The 16,433-nt window shown below is 55.7% G+C and carries 16 protein-coding genes; 6 read left to right on the forward strand and 10 right to left on the reverse strand.

What is annotated here, in order from left to right:
* Positions 1-108: 108 nt before the first annotated feature.
* Positions 109-903, forward strand: a complete 795-nt coding sequence (locus tag ASF69_RS19170; protein WP_062589920.1) for a TSUP family transporter — start codon at positions 109-111, stop codon at positions 901-903.
* A gap of 2 nt (positions 904-905) precedes the next feature.
* Here ASF69_RS19170 and ASF69_RS19175 read toward each other — a convergent pair whose 3' ends face one another.
* From ASF69_RS19175 to hemN, 9 genes are all read right to left on the reverse strand, one after another.
* On the reverse strand, positions 906-1,682 hold the full coding sequence (locus tag ASF69_RS19175; RefSeq protein ID WP_156462119.1) for a PAS domain-containing protein: 777 nt from the start codon (positions 1,680-1,682) through the stop codon (positions 906-908).
* 474 nt (positions 1,683-2,156) lie between these two features.
* Positions 2,157-2,849 carry a PAS domain-containing protein gene (locus ASF69_RS19180; RefSeq protein WP_062589813.1) on the reverse strand — a complete coding sequence of 231 codons (693 nt, stop codon included), beginning with the start codon at positions 2,847-2,849 and terminating at the stop codon, positions 2,157-2,159.
* 248 nt (positions 2,850-3,097) lie between these two features.
* Complete coding sequence (locus ASF69_RS19185) at positions 3,098-4,042, reverse strand: lipid A biosynthesis lauroyl acyltransferase (RefSeq protein ID WP_156462120.1); 945 nt, start codon at positions 4,040-4,042, stop codon at positions 3,098-3,100.
* The gene (locus ASF69_RS19190; protein ID WP_062589817.1) at positions 4,039-5,067 is read right to left on the reverse strand and encodes a zinc-binding dehydrogenase; all 1,029 of its coding nucleotides are present in this window, start codon (positions 5,065-5,067) and stop codon (positions 4,039-4,041) included. The genes ASF69_RS19185 and ASF69_RS19190 overlap by 4 nt, the downstream gene beginning before the upstream one ends.
* A 53-nt stretch (positions 5,068-5,120) precedes the next feature.
* Positions 5,121-6,407: a beta-ketoacyl-ACP synthase gene (locus ASF69_RS19195; protein WP_062589819.1), complete on the reverse strand. Its 1,287-nt coding sequence runs from the start codon at positions 6,405-6,407 to the stop codon at positions 5,121-5,123.
* Between the two features lie 12 nt (positions 6,408-6,419).
* A complete protein-coding gene (locus tag ASF69_RS19200) occupies positions 6,420-7,616 on the reverse strand; it encodes a beta-ketoacyl-ACP synthase (protein WP_062589820.1) in 1,197 nt (398 codons plus the stop codon).
* A 228-nt stretch (positions 7,617-7,844) separates the two neighbouring features.
* The gene (locus tag ASF69_RS19205) at positions 7,845-8,324 is read right to left on the reverse strand and encodes a 3-hydroxyacyl-ACP dehydratase FabZ family protein (RefSeq protein ID WP_062589921.1); all 480 of its coding nucleotides are present in this window, start codon (positions 8,322-8,324) and stop codon (positions 7,845-7,847) included.
* 208 nt (positions 8,325-8,532) lie between these two features.
* Positions 8,533-8,817, reverse strand: coding sequence for an acyl carrier protein (locus ASF69_RS19210; RefSeq protein WP_112963452.1), 285 nt, complete (start codon positions 8,815-8,817; stop codon positions 8,533-8,535).
* Between the two features lie 114 nt (positions 8,818-8,931).
* Positions 8,932-10,281 carry an oxygen-independent coproporphyrinogen III oxidase gene (gene hemN / locus ASF69_RS19215; RefSeq protein WP_062589821.1) on the reverse strand — a complete coding sequence of 450 codons (1,350 nt, stop codon included), beginning with the start codon at positions 10,279-10,281 and terminating at the stop codon, positions 8,932-8,934.
* 201 nt (positions 10,282-10,482) lie between these two features.
* Between hemN and fnrN the strand changes: the two genes are divergently transcribed.
* A complete protein-coding gene (fnrN, locus tag ASF69_RS19220) occupies positions 10,483-11,208 on the forward strand; it encodes a transcriptional regulator FnrN (protein WP_062589822.1) in 726 nt (241 codons plus the stop codon).
* Between the two features lie 275 nt (positions 11,209-11,483).
* Here fnrN and ASF69_RS19225 read toward each other — a convergent pair whose 3' ends face one another.
* Positions 11,484-11,972 (reverse strand): hypothetical protein, encoded by a 489-nt coding sequence (locus tag ASF69_RS19225; RefSeq protein ID WP_244475520.1) that lies wholly within the window; start codon positions 11,970-11,972, stop codon positions 11,484-11,486.
* 40 nt (positions 11,973-12,012) lie between these two features.
* Between ASF69_RS19225 and phaC the strand changes: the two genes are divergently transcribed.
* From phaC to radC, 4 genes are all read left to right on the forward strand, one after another.
* Complete coding sequence (gene phaC, locus ASF69_RS19230) at positions 12,013-13,863, forward strand: class I poly(R)-hydroxyalkanoic acid synthase (protein WP_062589824.1); 1,851 nt, start codon at positions 12,013-12,015, stop codon at positions 13,861-13,863.
* A 26-nt stretch (positions 13,864-13,889) separates the two neighbouring features.
* Positions 13,890-14,609, forward strand: a complete 720-nt coding sequence (gene sfsA / locus ASF69_RS19235) for a DNA/RNA nuclease SfsA (RefSeq protein ID WP_062589825.1) — start codon at positions 13,890-13,892, stop codon at positions 14,607-14,609.
* Between the two features lie 32 nt (positions 14,610-14,641).
* Entirely contained in the window at positions 14,642-15,472 is an 831-nt protein-coding gene (map, locus tag ASF69_RS19240) for a type I methionyl aminopeptidase (protein WP_062589923.1), read from the forward strand.
* Between the two features lie 103 nt (positions 15,473-15,575).
* Positions 15,576-16,331, forward strand: a complete 756-nt coding sequence (radC, locus tag ASF69_RS19245; protein WP_244475528.1) for a DNA repair protein RadC — start codon at positions 15,576-15,578, stop codon at positions 16,329-16,331.
* The last annotated feature ends 102 nt before the right edge of the window (positions 16,332-16,433 follow it).

Genomic DNA, 16,433 nt, shown 5'->3' on the forward strand with positions numbered 1-16,433 from the left:
CGTCCTTTTGTGTCGGAAAGCATCAGGATAACCCGCCAGAAAAATCATTGCGCAGGCAGCGGATCGGTGACAGAAGCGACCGTCTCTCTCCTTCCCGGAATTCCTGCCTTGCAAGACGTCGCGCTCAATCTGTTTTTCCTGCTGTTTCTTGTCGCCATATTCGCTGGTTTCGTCGATTCGATTGCAGGAGGCGGCGGTCTTATCGTGCTGCCAGCCATGCTGATCCTGGGCATCCCTCCGCTTGAAGCCTTGGGGACAAACAAGTTGCAGGCACAGTTCGGTTCTGCATCGGCCACCATTGCCTATGCCAGGCGCGGCCATGTTGACTTGAAGAAACAGTTCCCGATGGCGCTAATGGCCTTCTTGGGCGGCATTGTTGGGGCGATCATAGCGGCATTTGTGCCACCGGACATCTTGCGTATGATCATGCCGTTTCTTTTGATCGCCATTGCGATCTATTTCGCCTTCAAACCCAACCTCAGCGATCTCGACAGCCATCGCCGCATCACGCCGATTCTATTCGGGCTGACCATCGTCCCACTTGTCGGTTTCTACGACGGTATATTTGGGCCTGGCGCAGGCTCATTCTACATGCTGGCCTTCGTGGGTCTTGCCGGCTTTGGCATGTTGAAGGCCACAGCCCACACCAAGCTTCTGAACTTCGGCTCCAACTTTGGAAGTTTTCTTGTCTTTACAGTCAGCGGCGCCATCATGTGGAAGCTGGGCCTGATCATGGGTCTAGGCCAATTCCTGGGTGCTCAGATCGGCTCCCGTCTCGCGATGAAGAACGGAGCGAAGATCATCCGTCCACTTCTGGTCATTTCCTGCATCGCCATGGCAACAAAGTTGCTGATCGATTCCGGCACCTTGGCTGAGGTCGCCCGGTACATCTTAGGCGGGTGAACTTACCCGGTCAGGGCGGGCACCGCCGTTGGTTCCTGCAGGACAATGACGGCACCAATGATCTCATTTTTGGTGCCGCGTAGCGGCGTCATACGGCAACGCGTGGTGAAAGTGCTGCAACCACGTCGCCCCTTGTGAATGTAATCCACAACATTGCCTTCAAAGCATCTGTTGAAGGCGGGACGCGCCATTTTTTCGAAACTCTCCTCCCCGATGAATTCGGCGACGTGGCATCCGATCATCGAAAGAGGCGACTTGCCGATAAACTGGGCGTTGGCCTGGTTCGCATACAAATACCGGTGGTCACGTGTGATGACACCAACGCGATCCGGCAAGCAATCGAGAACCGCCTCATTGAAAAGAGGCTGCTCCACATTATCAAACGGGAGAGCGCTTTGAGGGCCGCCGACTGGCGGCTGTTGAAAACCATCTCTTCCGTTGCTGCTGTTGCGGAAGTACCGATCGATCAACATGGACATGGCTGCGCTGCGGCGCACGACGGTGGACTTGTCATCCGCCTCATCTCGGATCAACCCGTTGAGGAACTGCAACTGCATGTGAGCTTCTTCTCGCGTTTCTGCCCGGTAGGCCAGAATTTCCGCGATCATTGGCTCCAGTTCCTTGTCCAGCAGGCGAACAAGATCATCATATCCGCAAGCCACGGCCTGTCTCAATTGCGTGCATTTGAGCGAGAAAGCGTCGAACAGTCCTAGCAATGGCACCTCCCTGTCACCACACACACGTTCTTCGTGCCCAAGACGAATTCTTGTCTTCGACACGATCGCAAAATCCTTTTTCGACTCACCAGAGGCTCAGTCATTCTTGCCTGCTGTTGGACCCGTCGAAATTCACCTGCCGCTATGGCGTGAGGTGCGACTTGGAGCAAAGCGCGTGCGCTGCATCGAGTACGCTGGAACGACATTCCTCGCGACTATGAACACGACGATTGGCTGGTCCGTCAATACACTAGTTTTCACCTATAGCGCGCAAAATATCGAATTAATATTTGTTATAACAAGTTTAAACGGAGCGTCGGGATTATTGTGTAACATTGTTACACATCCCGCCAAAACAATACTTAGATTGACCGCCAAATATACTGTTTTCTTGGTCGGAAGCGGCTAAAAATCGCCTATTTGCGACATGGCCACCGACATGCCTCTGCACGCACGGCCTCAAATTGACAATCGTAAATTTTCAAACGCAGGCGTGCTGAACGTGCGCTGTCCTCAGAGTGTCAAATGACATAGTGATCAGGCCACGGCTCTATTGCGCCGGTCAGCCAGTTCCTTGACGATGATGATGGCACCGACAAGCTTGTAGGAGGGAGAATAGCAAGGAGACATCTCGTAGGAACGCACTACGGTGCGTCCATCGATATCTTCGGCATAGGTGTATTTCGCCGCTTCGCCTTTGAAGCAAGCATCCAGCTTTTCGCGCAGTGCCTGCTGGAAATGGTGGATGCCGATGAATTCGGCAATGTGACGACCGATAATGTCGTTGGTCTTGGCCTCGTAGCAAAGAGCATTCAAAGCGTTGGTGTAGTTGATGCGGTACCCTGGCGAGACGACGAATACCCGCTCGTCGAGGTCATCGAGCCTGTCTTCGTCGAGAATGACGTATGGGCTCCAGGATGCGGGTTCTCCGTCTGGTGTTGCTCCATCGTAGGGAAGTCCGGCGCCGATGTAACGATCAACAAGCTTGCGCAGCAATTCCGAATTCCGCTGGACGCAGCCTGTGTCCTCCGCCTCTTCGTTCAGAAGATCGATTGCAAAGCGGAACTGCTCAAGCACCTCAGACGAGCTTTTGGTTTTGAAGCTTGTGATACTCTCCAGCAAAGGATCAAGCTCGCGATCCAGTATAGTAATCTTCTGGGCGTCGTTGCGATCAACGGCTCCCTTCAGCTCCGAATATCTTTGCCAGAACAAGTCAATCAAAGCTTTCAACTCGACTCTCCCCCGGGGGTGATTGTGCGCCACTCGCACTTTCAAACTTACACCGGTTCAGCGGCCCCGAGACCCGTTACATACGATCACCATGAAGAATGGCGTAACGAGAGACAGCACTGCCATCACAACATTGGACAAATTAACACACGCGGAACGTCTTTAACAAATCCCAGAAATTGTGAAGAAAAATATACATACACAATCCTGAGATGTTTTCGTGATTCCAAGACCAGACATTAAATCTTCTAGTCCTTTAACGCTGCCTTGATTTTCCAGCGATCATGATACCAAAGCCATTGCCCGGGATATTCCCGGACCCAGCTTTCGACCTTATCGTTGAGCATTTGTGCGGTTTTCTGCACATCGACGTTTCCGAGTGCATCGCGAGGAATATCCACTTTCGGTTCAATTTCTAGCCGATAGCGGTTATCTGGCAGACGGATGCAGCGCGCAGGAAAAACATCGCACCCAAATTGCCTTACAAGCTTTGCCAGCAATGGATTGGTAAGGACGTCGTTACCGAAAAACTTGGTGGGCAGGCCTTTGCGAAATTTCTGGTCTACAAGCACGCCAACACCGCCACCTTTTTCCAATTGACGGGCAAGCGCAAAAGCAGAGCCGGCATGCGACGGTACGAGATTACCCATGCGTTCCTTGCGGAAATTGAAGACCTTCTCCGCCACATAGGGATTATTCGGTGGGCGGAACAGCACCGTCGTATCCAGGCCGAAAGCGGAGCCAGCGACGGGCAACAGTTCGAAGTTCCCGGTATGGGCGGTAAAAACGATGAATGGACGCGGATTGTCGCGCAACTCCAGAAAGGTATCGGTTCCGACAACCTCGATCCGCCCAGGCTCGGTCTTCGTCGGATCAAAATCGAAGAGGCGGTCCAAAAAAACATATTCCGCAGCCAGGCGCCCCATATTGCCCCAGCTGTCGAGCGCAATCTCCTCCTGCTCCCGCTCCGTCTTTTCCGGATAGGCGCGCTTGAGATTGTACAGCATCAGCTTGTGACGCGGCGTTCGGGGACCGATTTTCCGCGCGAGTTGGTCCGCAAAACGGATTGCGGGATCCGCAGGCGCAAGCTTCAGCAGATTAAGAACGCTGAAGGCGAGCGTCGCGTTAAACCACTGGCGGAAATTTTCGAGCGCCAGAACGACGCGCGTAATGAACATCTTCAATGGCGTCAATCCATCCGAAGAACGATTTTGCCGAAGACCTGACGGGTTTCCATCCGCTCCAGCGCAGTCTCGATCGTGTCGAATGTCACTTCCGTATCGATAACGGGGTGGACGAGGCCCCGTGCCATTTTCTGCATGGCATCGGCCATGTTTTCCATCCGGCATCCGAAGGATCCGAGCAGCTTGAGCTGTTGCTGGAAAAGCATCATGAGATTGATGTCCGTCGACACGCCAGAAGTGGAGCCGCAAGTCACCAGACGGCCGCCGCGCTTGAGCGAGAACATGGAGCCTGCCCAGGTGTCCTTGCCCACATGTTCGAAGACAACGTCCACGCCCTTCTTCTTCGTCAGCTTGCGGACAACGCCCTCGAACCGGTCTGTGCGGTAATTGATGACATGGTCAGCACCCAGCGCCTTTGCGCGCTCGATCTTGTCATCAGAACCAACGGTGGTGATGACGGTGCAGCCCATTTTCTTGGCGAGCTGGATTGCCGCGGTGCCGATACCGGAACCGCCTGCGTGAATAAGAATGGTCTCGCCGGGCTGCAGCTTGGCATTGTCGAACAACATGTGCTCGACGGTGCCGAATGTTACCGGGGCAAGAGCCGCGCCAATTGCGTCAACTCCAGGCGGTGCCGGAACGAGCTGACGGGCTGGAATATTCATCTTTTCCTGAGCGAAGCCGTCCAAGTGGAAGCCGTGAACACCGGCAACGTTTTCGCAGAGGTTGTCACGACCCTCGACGCAGTGACGGCAGAGCCCACAGGTGCGCGCGCCGTAGATGGAAACCAACTGACCCGGCAAAACATTGGAAACGCCCGGACCGATTGCCTCAACTACGCCCGAGGCTTCGGCGCCGATTGTCAGCGGCATCTTGCGCTTGGCAAAGGCCATACCACGCCAACCCCAGACATCGATATGGTTCAAAGCCACCGCCTTGACGCGCAGCGTCACCTCACCGGGCGCTGGCGCCTCGGGTTCGGGCAGTTCAACTTTTTCAAGCTTACGATCATCTACGAGTTGCAAGGCGCGCATAATGAAGTCCTTCGCCCGAAGGCGTTGTTTTTGTTTTTAAACTGGAACACCGATTAAGCGGGTTCCCGCGTCATGACAAGGCTTGCGTTCTGTCCACCGAAACCGAAGGAATTCGAAAGGACAGCGCTGACCTGCGCATCCCGCTTCACGTTCGGCACAACATCCAGCGCAATTGTCGGATCCGGATTGTTGTAATTGATGGTTGGCGGCAATGTCCCAGTCAACATGGTTTGCAGCGAGAACACGGCTTCAACCGCACCCGCCGCAGTCAATGTGTGGCCAATCATCGATTTGTTGGACGATACGGGAATGGATTTAAGCCCTTCGCCGAAGACGGCGAGCATCGAGCTGTACTCCATCTTGTCGTTTTCCGGAGTCGAGGTGCCATGCGCATTGATGTAGCCAATATCGGCTGCAGCAACACCCGCATCAGCGAGAGCCGCATGGATCGTAGCAATCGCAGGGCCGCCGTCCGGTGAGGAGCGCGTGCGATGGAAGCTGTCGGCCTTTTCACCGGCTCCCTTGATGACGCCGAGGATTTTCGCACCGCGAGCCACGGCAGCTTCAAGCGATTCCAGAACAAGCGTGGCTGCGCCTTCTGCAATCACAAAGCCATCACGATCCTTGCTGAATGGCTTAGAAGCCTTTTCTGGCGGATCGTTCTGGGTCGACAACGCCGACAGTAGCGAGAACCTGATCAATGCTTCCGCACTGACTGAACCGTCGGTAGCCACCGTTAGCGCCCGGTCTGTGCGACCCTGCCGAATGGCCTCCACACCAAGCTGAATGGCCGTTGCGCCGGAAGCGCAGGCGGTAGACAGCGTAACGGGCAGACCACGCGTGCCGAAACGATCGGCCAGACGCTCGGAAATAGCGCCAAACAGCGCCGCTTCCTGAAATTGCGGGTCTGGACGTTCGCGAAGAGCGGCCATGAAGCGATCATAGGCATCGCCTGGCTTTGCAGCCGGTGGCGAACGGTCAGCCAACTCGAAGCGCGCGCTCCATTCGGGCTCGATGGGAGGAGCTGCCAGAAAGAGTGGTCCGTTGAAGTCACCTGAAAGGCCGGCCTGCGCCAGGGCTTCGATCGTTGTTTCCCGCGCAAAGGCGAAGGAACGCTCGACTGAGTTCGGCTTGGGAATGTCGATGAAATCGACCGTGCCGCAGATTTTCGTCGAAAGGTTTTCCGTCGGGAAACGGGTGATCTTGTGAATGCCGGATTTGCCCGAGGTCAAGGCTGCCCAGTTGTCCTGAAGCCCTTGGCCAAGCGATGTGATGATGCCCATGCCGGTAACGGCAACGATGGGGCGACCGAGGTGGTCCTTGAAGTTGCTGGACGCCATGGTGTCTACTCCTCACACATCTCTGGAAAGAACGGCAACGCCTTCGCCGCGAACATGGCCGACTGCCGTCACCACGGCCTGTGCCGGCGCGGATGTTGCAGCCTTTTCAAATGCCGGGTCAAAGGCTGGAACCGCAGCGCCGCTTTCCAGCGCAAGTGCCGCCAAGGCGAGCCCCAGCGGAAATTGCGCCTCAAGTCCATGCCCGGTGACACCACCGAAGCCACGGATGGCCGATGCAGGCAAGGCCTTTGAGAGAACGTCACGCTCCCGCGTGGTTACCGCGTCATAGCCACTTGCACCGGAGAAAATCACTGTTTCAGCGCCATCCTTTGCAGGGGCCAGCAAACGCTCGAGTCGGGTCTCGAACTTTCCGTCTTCACGGCTGCCACGATCGCCCTCGATGGCGTCAATGCGCGCATAGACCTTGGCACCGCGCGCGCTGGCACGCTTGCGGGATTCCAGCACCAGGAAAGCGCCAACGGAGCCGGTTATCATGCCGCCGCCCTCGCCTTCGGAGCGAGACCACAGAGGCTGCCATTGGCCTTGCGCGTGCGCACCGATTGCCTCGAACAGCAACGTCATGTCAGGGCGTTCTGCGGCGAAAGCGCCGCCGACCAGCGCATGGCTGGATTCGCCAGAGCGAATGCGATGAAACGCCGTTTCTACTGCCGAAATGCCCGCAGCCTCTTCGCCCATGAAAGTGCGCGATGATCCGGTGACCTTGTGAACGATGGAGATATTCCCGGCCATGAGATTGGACAGCTGGGCAAGAAACAGCGTCGGGCGCAGTTCGGTGGTCAGCTTCTCATTCAACATGACCTCACGGTCGTTGCGTTTAAGGCCCTCATCCACAATCAACGTATCAACATTGATATCGCGCTCGCCACCGCCGGCAGCCACGATCATGTCCATCGTGCCGCAGGCTTCGGCATCTTCCTTCAACCCGGCGTCATCGAGCGCGAGACCGGCTGCAAAAACGCCGAGCCGCTGCCAGTTTTCCATCTGCCGCTGATCCTTGCGGCCAATCTGGCTCGACCAGTCAATCTCTGGCAATGGGTGAATGGGATAGGGCGCGAATTTCTCAGTCTCGACGATTGGATCAGGGGCTGCCTTTGCAGAAAGAAGCGCCACATGGGCATCCACACCGACGCCATGGCACGTCACGATACCGACCCCGGTGATCACCACATCATTGTCAGATTTCATCATCTGTCATCCTTCGTCGCCTGCCGATCAGATTTGGTCCGGCGAGCTTTCCAAAACGGTATGTTACCGCGTGTGCCATGCGGAATAATGCCCACGATGCGGCTTTGCAATGGCGAAGGCCCAAAGACCGCGCCCAACGCATGAGTTTTCGTCAATTATAAGCAGTTGGGACGCAGGAGAGCGAGATTGGCCAGGACTAGTACCACCCTGCCCGCGTCACATAAAACCGGGTCAGACGGACTGGTCGGCCGCAATCGCGGCCATCAGGCCCACCTCTTCCGCACGTTTGCGCACGATGGGGCCAAGGGGAATATCGCTGAAGGGCATGGTTCTGAGCTTCAACTGTGCGTCACAAACCTTCTTGCCATCGGATGTGATTTTCGCCTTCGTCACGGCAAATCCAGAACCGTCGTGCTCCAGATAGGCCTCAATGTCGAGAACGGCATTTGGCTCTACAAAGGTGCGCATCTTGGCGCCATCAACGCTCATGAGAAATGGCATGGCGGCAAAATCGGTCATTGCCAGAACCAGCATTCCCGAGACCTGCGCCATCGTTTCTATGAGCAACACACCAGGCACAAGCGGCATCCCGGGGAAGTGCCCTTCAAAAACCGGGCTTTGAGCAGGAACAACCGACCGCGCCTTGAGAATCCGGGCAGACTTGTCCAGTGACTCGATGCGGTCCACCATCTGAAAATATTCTAGAAGCATGTTCCGTCCATGACATAGGTGTGTGGAGGGTTCGGCTGCGCCGGAGAGGTGCCGCACGACACGTCCATCATCCCGAATGTGATCCGGGAGCGAGCCGCCGCGCCTCTGCGCGGCGAGAAATCGCATGCGATCATCAACTTGACCGCAACTGATTCAGTGCGGCGCCGTGATGACGGATACGGTGTACCCGTCATCGCGGCTTCCGAAATCAGGCCTTGGCAGCCTTCAGCTCGTCGATCTTGGCGCAGAGGTTTTTCAGAACGAAGTATTCCTCGGTCGAAACCTTGCCTTCGTTGACTTCCTGCGTCCACTGCTCGAGCGGAATCTTGATGCCGAATTCCTTGTCGATTGCAAATACGATGTCCAGAAAGTCGAGGCTGTCGATGCCCAGATCGTCGATCGTGTGGCTTTCCGGCGTAATGGTTTCGCGGTCGATTTCGCTGGTGTCAGCGATAATGTCTGCAACCTTGTCGAATGTAGCTGTCACGCCCATAATCCTTCGTGTGTCTTATCCATTAGATCTATTCAGACGCACCACATAGGCAACTTGCTCTAAAAAGCCAATGGTTTCGTGGTGGATCATTGAATTTTCAGCGCAAAGTGTTGCTCAAACAGCAACCGAATGGCGTCCCCGGCCATTCGAGAGATAGGTATCGAAGGATGCTGCAATGCTTCTTGCGAAAGGTTTTCCCGTATCGGTCAGGCTGAAAACATCGCCCTGCATCGTCACAAGGCCGTCTCGTTCGCTCTCTGCAAATTGCCTGGCTTCGGCAATTGCAACTGAAGCGGCCGGACCGTAGAGGCTTGCCAACGAATCGAGATCCAGCGAAAAATCACACATGAGGCGCTCGATGACGAAAGCGCGCACCCGGTCGTCGAGCGACAGTTCGATGCCGCGCACGACACAGAGATCGTCACCATCCGCCATCCGTTCATATTCGCCGGTGGCAGGCATGTTCTGGACGTAACCTTGAGGCAGCTTGCCGATTGCCGAAGCCCCCAGCCCTATCAGCACATCCGCGCAGTCATCCGTATAGCCCTGGAAATTCCGCTTCAATGCGCCTTCTTTCAACGCTATCGCCAGCGTGTCGGTGGCCTTGGCAAAATGGTCGATGCCGATGCTGACATATCCGGCAGCGATCAGCATTTCGGTAGCTGTCGTCATTTGACGGTAACGCTCCGCTACATTAGGCAGCGCCTTTTCCGGTATCAGGGTCTGATGCTTCTTCATCCATGGTACATGAGCGTATCCAAAAAGCGCAACGCGGTCCGGATCAAGCGAGACAATCTGCCGGACGGTATCGCGCAGGGTGTCCGTCGTCTGGTGCGGCAATCCATAGAGAATGTCGCAGTTGACGGAATGCACGCCCCTCGCCCGGACTGCATCGACCACGCTTTTGGTTTGCTCGAAGCTCTGGAGACGGTTGATCGTCCGCTGGACCTTGGGATCGAAGTCCTGAACACCCAGACTAGCCCGCGTCATGCCGATGGCAGCAAGAGCATCATAACGCTCTTCATCCAGATCGTTCGGGTCCATCTCGACACTGATTTCAACATCCGAGCCGAAGGAGAAGGACGAGCGAAGACAGTCCATCAGTGCAATCATGTCCTCCGGCTTAAGCATCGTGGGTGAACCACCACCGAAATGCACGGCGGTGACCCTTGCATCCCTGGAGACAATGCCGCCGACCTTCTTTATCTCGCGGTGCAACGACTTCAGGTACGCCGCTATGGGTTCATACTTTAGCGTATGCTTGGTGTGACAGGCACAAAACCAGCAAAGACGGTCGCAATAGGGAATGTGCAGATAAAGCGAAATCCGGTTGTCAGCGTCGATGGCGTGGAGCCAGGTCTCATAGACCTGCGAATCAACCCCCTCGTGAAAATGCGGAGCTGTCGGGTAGCTCGTGTAACGCGGTACGGGATTGGCATATTTCCGAATGAGGTGCTCTGTCACGGTGTGTTTCCCCCCTTGGCATGTATCAATTCTGCGACCAGCGATACAACCTGCGACAGTTTGCAACTTTGACTTCGATCAAGTCCCGGTGTAAACATCGAGCATTAAAAGCCGAGGGGGATATCGGCTTATCGGGGCGAGCGAGAGCACATCGTGAGAGTTGCATTTCATTGCCTTGATCTTTTGATCGGAACTTGAACGATGGATACGCTGCAACGAAACGTACATAATTCAGAAATTCCTGTCGTGTGCCGTGCTTGCGAAGCGCGGCACGGTGGATTGTGTGGGGTATTGGTTCCCGACCAACTGGCGGAACTCAATCGACACTCGGCACGAAAGAAGATTGATCAGGGTACGGAATTGCTCGGACAGGGTGAGCAGGTGCCCTATTACGCCAATATTTTGAGGGGCGTCGTAAAGCTTTCAAAAATGATGTCGGACGGTCGTCAACAGATCGTCGGTTTGCAGTTCGCTCCTGATTTTCTTGGGCGGCCCTTCATAGCCGAAAGCAGCATGAGTGCAGAAGCGGCTACGGATCTTGAAATCTGCAGCTTCCCTCGTCGCGTGATCGACAGGATGGTCAGCAGTGTGCCCGGGATGGAGCGGAAGCTTCACAGCCAGTCGCTGAAGGAACTGGATGAAGCACGCGATTGGATGCTAACGCTCGGTCGCAAATCCGCTCAGGAGAAAGTAGCAAGCTTCCTCTACCTGATCGCAACTCATATCGACCCTGAAAAAACGGACAAATCCTGCTTCGACCTGCCGCTGTCACGCGCCGACATTGCAGACTTTCTGGGTCTGACCATTGAAACGGTCAGCCGCCAGATGACAAAGCTGCGCAAAGACAACATTATCCAGATTGAGAATAACCGTCACATCACGGTGCCGGACATGGCTGCGCTGAACTTTGCAGCGGGCAACGACTGAGTCTAAAAAGGCGCTCAAGTTGGATGGCCGAGATGAGCGGCCATCACGTAGGGCGCCTTGGCTTGCGCTGCATTGAACAGCGTAGCGGCAAACACCAGACAGACAAAGAAGCATTTCATTTTTTTTCACGCCCCCCAGCGCCACCGACACTCTGTGCCATTAGGGGGCATTATACGTCCAACTTTACTATGCTGGCTTAAGGAACGCAGTAATCCGGCGCTTACCCGAACGGTTAGGATTCAATCAGGCGCTTTTACGCGCCGTTAACCGAAGCCTCACTGGGACGCCGCAGGCGTGGCCGTGGGGTTTTGCTGGGCCGAAAGTGCGCGCAGTTCCGCGACACGGCGCTTATATTCCGCTTCGGAAATCTGCCCCTTGCTGCGCGCATTGCCGAGCCGGGTCATCGACGTTTCCATCGTGTTGGCTTCGTCATTTTCCATTTGCGGCAAGGCAGCCGTCATCGGCGTTGCAAATGTTGGATAGGTTCCCGTGTCGCGCTTCTGTGCAACTGGCGACGAATCGACAGTTCTCGGACCGACGACCTGGGCTGCCGGGCGCTTCATATTCGCAGGCGCAACCACCGGATCGAGATTCCTGCATCCGCCCATCAGTGGCAAAAGAATGCCGCAGATCGACAGGGCGGTTACCGCTCTTACGCGTTCGAGATGCTTGCCCATGTCTATGCCCCGCCTGTAACGTAGTCTTCGAATGCCGGACGCCGGAATCCAGAGCGTCGCTTTGCTGGAACTTGTATTCGTTTTCATGCAGAATGTGCAAACACAAAAATGCGCCGGAGGGCAATGTATGGCGGGCACGAATGGCGAAGTGAACGACAAGGGGGAGAAGCCCGAGGGCTCTACCGCCGAATCGGCCGAAGCCTATATCGTGCGGGATCCTCAGGCTTTTGCCATGAACGTCGCGCGGGCTCTGGAAAATCTTGGCAGGGCGGCGTCGGAATGGCTGGCGCCGCGTGAGCGGGGCGAGATTCCACCGACCTCTGCCAGCCCGATGAGTGATCTCGTCCGGACCATGTCCGACGTCGCCGAATACTGGATGGCCGAGCCGAAACGGTCCATCGAGGCGCAAACGCATCTTCTTTCGAGCTATTTCGACATCTGGCAACAATCGCTTTCACAATATTCTTCCGGGCAGGACGATACCAAGGCGCAGGAGCGCGCCCAAACCACCCACAAACGATTTGCCGATGAGGCCTGGCAGACGAACCCGTTCTTCGATCTCTTGCAGAAGATTTACTTCGCAACGGCCGCCTGGGCGGAAAAAATGGTCAGCGAGGCAGAAGGTCTGGATGAGAAGACGCGGCAGAAGGCCCGATTTTACATGCGGCAGGTAACGGAGGCGATTTCACCCGCCAATTTCGCCTTTACGAACCCGCAGGTCTTTCGTGAGACGGTGGCAACCAGCGGTGCCAATCTCGTCAAGGGAATGGCGCAGCTGGCCGAAGACATGGCCGCAGGCAATGGCAACATCAAACTGCGGCAGACGGATTACAGCAAGTTCGTCATCGGCCAGAATCTTGCGGTGACGCCCGGCAAGGTCATAGCCCGCAGCCAACTGTGCGAGATCATCCAATACACGCCATCAACGGAAACGGTGTGGAAAGAGCCGCTGCTGATCATTCCGCCCTGGATCAACAAATTCTACATTCTCGATCTCAACGCGCGAAAATCCTTCGTGAAATGGTGCGTCGATCAGGGCCACAGCGTTTTCATGATCTCTTGGGTCAATCCGGACAGCCGTCATGCGGACAAAAGCTGGGATGACTATATTGAAGAGGGAATCCAATTCGCCCTTGATAGCATCAAACAGGCGACAGGCGAAAATGACGTCAACGCGGTGGGATATTGCATTGGCGGAACCCTGCTCGCCTCTACTCTTGCCCTGCACGCCCAGACGAGCGACCACCGCATCAAGACCGCGACGTTTCTTGCCGCCCAGACGGATTTCACCCATGCCGGCGATCTGAAGGTCTTTATCGATGAGCAGCAACTGGCGGCTCTCGATGTTCACATGAAGGCGGTCGGATATCTGGATGGCGCCATCATGGCCAGTGTCTTCAATATGCTCCGGGCATCCGATCTCGTCTGGCCTTACGTGGTGGACAATTATCTGCGGGGGGCACAGCCGCCGCCTTTTGATCTTCTCTACTGGAATTCTGATTCCACCCGCGTGGCAGCGGCCAACCATTCCTTCTATCTGCGAAACTGCTATCTGGAGAACAATCTTGCTGAAGGCCGGATGAAGGTTGCTGGAAAGGTCATCAAGCTGAGCGATGTCACAATCCCGGCTTATGATCTCGCTGCCCGGGAAGACCACATCGCACCGGCAAAATCGGTCTTTACTGGTGCTGCCCTTTTTGGCGGACCGGTAGAGTTCGTGCTCAGCGCTTCGGGCCACATCGCAGGTGTGGTCAATCCACCGGACGCGGGAAAATACCAGTATTGGACGCGCAACTTGTCACCCGAAGGTGACTTCGATGACTGGCAGCAGTCCGCAGATGCTCACAAGGGCTCGTGGTGGCCGCACTGGCAGGAATGGCTTGCGTCTCACAACACACAACAGGTCGCCGCCCGCATACCCGGCGAAGGAGCTCTGCCACCGCTTTGCGACGCGCCCGGAACCTATGTTCTTGAATAAGAAACCCGCGAACACGACACTGCGGCATGTTGTATGATTCGCCACTTGTCCCCGCGACACTCGTTTCCCGTTACAAACGCTTTCTCTTCGATGCGGTGCTGGAAGATGGCACGGCCATTACAGGTTCATGCCCCAACACCGGGTCGATGCGCGGTCTGACGACGCCAGGGTCACGCATATGGTTGTCACAGCACGATAGCGCCACACGCAAGCATCGATACATGCTTGAACTCGTGGAGGCGGACGGGACGATTGTTGGCATCAACACCTCAACGCCCAACAAACTTGTGCAGGAGGCGCTGGGTGCGGCGGCCATTCCATCTCTTGCCGGATACTCGACAATAAAACGCGAACAAAGATACGGCAAAAATTCGCGAATCGACTTTCTCCTGTCTGCAAATGGCCGGCCTGATGCCTATGTCGAGGTGAAAAACGTACATTTCACTCGGCAAAAAGGGCTCGCAGAGTTTCCGGACACGGCCACCAAACGGGGCGTCAAACATCTGGAAGAGTTGGGCGACGCAGCGCAGGCAGGGTATCGCGCTGTCATGCTCTACGTCATCCAGCGGTCAGACTGCGACCTTTTCCGGATCTGCGATGACCTGGACCCCGCCTACTCCGTCGCATTCCACCATGCCAGGAACCGTGGCGTAGAGGCCTACGCCATGAAATGTAGCGTTTCGGCACAGGAAATCGTAGCAAACGAGATGGTTGCAATAGACGACCGGCACCCTGCTGCTTTATGAAACAAAGCATTGAAGGACAAGAAAGCTTTATAATGGTCACCTACATCGACGCAACATCGGCACCCATGAAAAATACCGGCGTTATTCGCTTGTATAACGCAGAGGATTTTGCAGGAATGCGCAAGGCCAGTCAGTTGACGGCACGCTGCCTTGATGAACTGGCCAGCCTTGTCAAACCCGGCGTCACGACCAATACGATCGACCGGTTCGTCTTCGAATTCGGGATGGATCACGACGCCCTGCCCGCCACGTTGAATTATCGCGGCTATACCAAGTCCGTCTGCACCTCCATCAACCATGTTGTTTGCCACGGCATTCCGGATGATAAACCCCTGCGCGAAGGCGACATCGTCAATATTGACGTGACCTATATTCTGGACGGCTGGTACGGCGACTCCAGCCGCATGTACCCCGTCGGTCAGATCAAGCGTGCGTCGGAGCGTCTTCTGGAAGTGACCTATGAGTGCCTGATGCGTGGCATTGCGGCGGTAAAGCCGGGCGTTCGCACCGGGGCAATCGGCGCGGCAATCCAAGCCTATGCGGAAGCCGAGCGTTGCTCAGTCGTTACTGATTTCTGCGGGCACGGCGTGGGGCGTCTGTTTCATGATACGCCGAACATTCTCCACTATGGCAAGGAGAGCGACGGTCCCGAAATCCGCGAGGGCATGATCTTTACGATCGAGCCGATGATCAATCTCGGCAAACCGAATGTCAAAGTCCTTTCCGATGGATGGACCGCAGTCACGCGGGACCGCTCACTCTCCGCCCAGTACGAACATGCTGTGGGCGTGACAGCAACAGGCTGCGAGATTTTCACACTTTCGCCAGGTGGTCTCCACCGCCCTGGACTACCGCCGCTCTAATCTTTGAGAGACGATGCCAATGGCCAAAAGCCCCGCTGATCAGACGACGTTGTTCAATTCGGAAACAGGCGTGGAAGGCGACAGCAACGATCTTGCGGAAGTCATGGATGAGCGCGGCTTTTTTGCTGAGCCCAGGCAGGTCGCAAAGAAGATGAAGGGCGAGTTGACGCCTGCCCCTGACGCCGATGGGGCCCACTATCTCGGTCATCGTGAGCGACTCCGTGCCAAATATCGCGACAATGGCGACGCAGCCCTGGCTGACTATGAGTTGCTGGAGCTTCTCCTGTTCCGGCTGATTCCCAGGCGTGACACAAAACCAATTGCGAAGGCGCTGATTGCTCGCTTCGGCACGTTCGGTGGCGTCATGGGAGCCCCTGTTGCCTTGTTACAAGAGGTAAAAGGAGTCGGGGAAGCGGTTGCGCTCGATCTCAAACTCATCGCCTCTGCATCACAACGAATGCTGAAGAGCGAAATCAGAAACAAGCAGGTTTTGGGATCATGGTCTTCTGTGATTGACTATTGCCATGCGGCAATGGCGCATGAGTCACGAGAGCAGTTTCGTATTCTATTTCTCGACAAGAGAAATGTGCTGATCGCAGACGAGGTCCAGGGGCAAGGAACTGTTGATCACACGCCGGTCTATCCCCGGGAAGTTGTGAGACGGGCTCTCGAGCTTTCCTCTACCGCGATCATCCTCGTCCACAATCATCCCAGTGGAGATCCGACCCCGTCCCGAGCCGATATCGACATGACCAAGACAATTGTCGACACGGCAAAACCGCTGGGAATTGCCGTGCATGATCACATCATAATCGGGAAGGATGGGCACGTTAGCTTCAAGGGCCTACGGCTGATCTGACGGCTACGCCGCCCCAAAACGACCTAGCCCAAAAAAAGTTCCGTCATTTGCATTTTTTTTGCGCTTGTGCCCCTGGGTTGAAATCTTTTCCTTAACAGAAAA

Origin of the sequence: Rhizobium sp. Leaf311 (assembly GCF_001423445.1) — a bacterium.
In the GTDB taxonomy this organism is placed as follows: domain Bacteria; phylum Pseudomonadota; class Alphaproteobacteria; order Rhizobiales; family Rhizobiaceae; genus Agrobacterium.

What these genes read in the sequence shown, in the direction of transcription:
- ASF69_RS19190 (WP_062589817.1), bottom strand. Translation starts at nt 5,067, where the DNA reads ATGCGCGCCTTGCAACTCGTAGATGATCGTAAGCTTGAAAAAGTTGAA.
- ASF69_RS19195 (WP_062589819.1), bottom strand. Translation starts at nt 6,407, where the DNA reads ATGGCGTCCAGCAACTTCAAGGACCACCTCGGTCGCCCCATCGTTGCC.
- ASF69_RS19200 (WP_062589820.1), bottom strand. Translation starts at nt 7,616, where the DNA reads ATGATGAAATCTGACAATGATGTGGTGATCACCGGGGTCGGTATCGTG.
- ASF69_RS19205 (WP_062589921.1), bottom strand. Translation starts at nt 8,324, where the DNA reads ATGCTTCTAGAATATTTTCAGATGGTGGACCGCATCGAGTCACTGGAC.
- ASF69_RS19210 (WP_112963452.1), bottom strand. Translation starts at nt 8,817, where the DNA reads ATGGGCGTGACAGCTACATTCGACAAGGTTGCAGACATTATCGCTGAC.
- fnrN (WP_062589822.1), top strand. Translation starts at nt 10,483, where the DNA reads ATGGATACGCTGCAACGAAACGTACATAATTCAGAAATTCCTGTCGTG.
- ASF69_RS19225 (WP_244475520.1), bottom strand. Translation starts at nt 11,972, where the DNA reads ATGAAAACGAATACAAGTTCCAGCAAAGCGACGCTCTGGATTCCGGCG.
- phaC (WP_062589824.1), top strand. Translation starts at nt 12,013, where the DNA reads ATGGCGGGCACGAATGGCGAAGTGAACGACAAGGGGGAGAAGCCCGAG.
- sfsA (WP_062589825.1), top strand. Translation starts at nt 13,890, where the DNA reads ATGTTGTATGATTCGCCACTTGTCCCCGCGACACTCGTTTCCCGTTAC.
- map (WP_062589923.1), top strand. Translation starts at nt 14,642, where the DNA reads ATGGTCACCTACATCGACGCAACATCGGCACCCATGAAAAATACCGGC.
- radC (WP_244475528.1), top strand. Translation starts at nt 15,576, where the DNA reads ATGGATGAGCGCGGCTTTTTTGCTGAGCCCAGGCAGGTCGCAAAGAAG.